Here is a 1,170-nt window from a genome sequence, read left to right on the forward strand (position 1 = left end):
CAGGGGCTACGCATCACCATGAGTAGCGTAGGAGCCGGTTTCGCTCCGCTCCACCGCTCATGGCTCTGCTTGGAGGTCACTTCGACCTCATCCCCGACCCGCGCCGAGACCACGGCAAGCGCCACGCGCTCTCCGACATCTTCGGCCTCGCGCTCTGCGCCATCACGGCCGGTGCCGACAGCTTCCTCGCCATCGAGGCCTTCGGCAAGGCGCGCCTCGACTGGCTCCGGCGCTGGTTGCCGCTCACCCACGGCGTCCCGTCGCACGACACCGTCCGCCGTGTCTTCGCCCTCGTCGACCGCCGACACTTCGAGCGCTCGTTTGCCGCCTGGGCGCAGGAGGCCTTCCGCAAGACCGACGGCCGGGTCGTCGCCGTCGACGGCAAGCGGCTCCGGCGCGCCCGCGACGCGGGCGAGCCCATGCTGACGGTCGTCTCGGCGTGGGCCACCGAGGCGGGCGCGGCACTCGGACAGGTCACCACCGACGACGGCGAGGGCGAGGTGTCAGCCGTCCCGCGCCTGCTGGCGCTCTTGGACCTCTCGGGCTGCATCGTCACCACCGACGCGGCCGGGTGCCAGACCGACATTGCGAAGCAGATCGTCGACGGCGGCGGGGACTACGTGTTCGGCCTCAAAGGCAACCAGGCCGGGCTGCGCGAGCAAGCCGAGCGCTGGATGATGGAGGCGACGCTCTCGGGAGACGTGGACGCCTTCGAGACCTCTGAGCGTGGCCACGGCCGCGTCGAGACGCGGCGCTACTGGTCGGCCGCTGTGCCGGACGAGGCGCTGCGGAGGCTGCTCTGGGCCGGACTGACGAGCGTCGGGATGGTGGAGTCCACGCGGACGGTGGGCGGCAAGACCTCGACCGAGCAGCGCTACTTCGCGACGAGCCTGGCGGTCGACGCCGAGACGCTTGCGCGGTCGGTGCGTGGGCACTGGGGCGTCGAGAACGGGCTGCACTGGTCGCTCGACGTGAGCTTCGGCGAAGACGCGAGCCGGACACGGACCGATCACGCAGCGGCGAACCTGGCGGTAGCGCGGCGGGTGGCGCTGACGCTGCTGCGCGCCGAGACAACGGCCGAGGGCGGCGCGCCGACGAAGCGGATGCGATGCGCCTGGGACGCCGACTACCTCGCGACGGTGCTCCGGCTAGAGTGATGCGTAGCCCCTG

General features: G+C 71.6%; 1 protein-coding gene. It reads left to right on the plus strand.

Features of this window, described 5'->3' with window-relative positions; all coding sequences use genetic code 11:
- Positions 1-59 precede the first annotated feature (59 nt).
- Positions 60-1,157: an ISAs1 family transposase gene (locus RM540_RS16280; RefSeq protein ID WP_311666078.1), complete on the plus strand. Its 1,098-nt coding sequence runs from the start codon at positions 60-62 to the stop codon at positions 1,155-1,157.
- Positions 1,158-1,170 lie beyond the last annotated feature (13 nt).

Source organism: Rubrivirga litoralis (assembly GCF_031846415.1).
Taxonomy (GTDB): Bacteria; Bacteroidota; Rhodothermia; order Rhodothermales; family Rubricoccaceae; genus Rubrivirga; species Rubrivirga litoralis.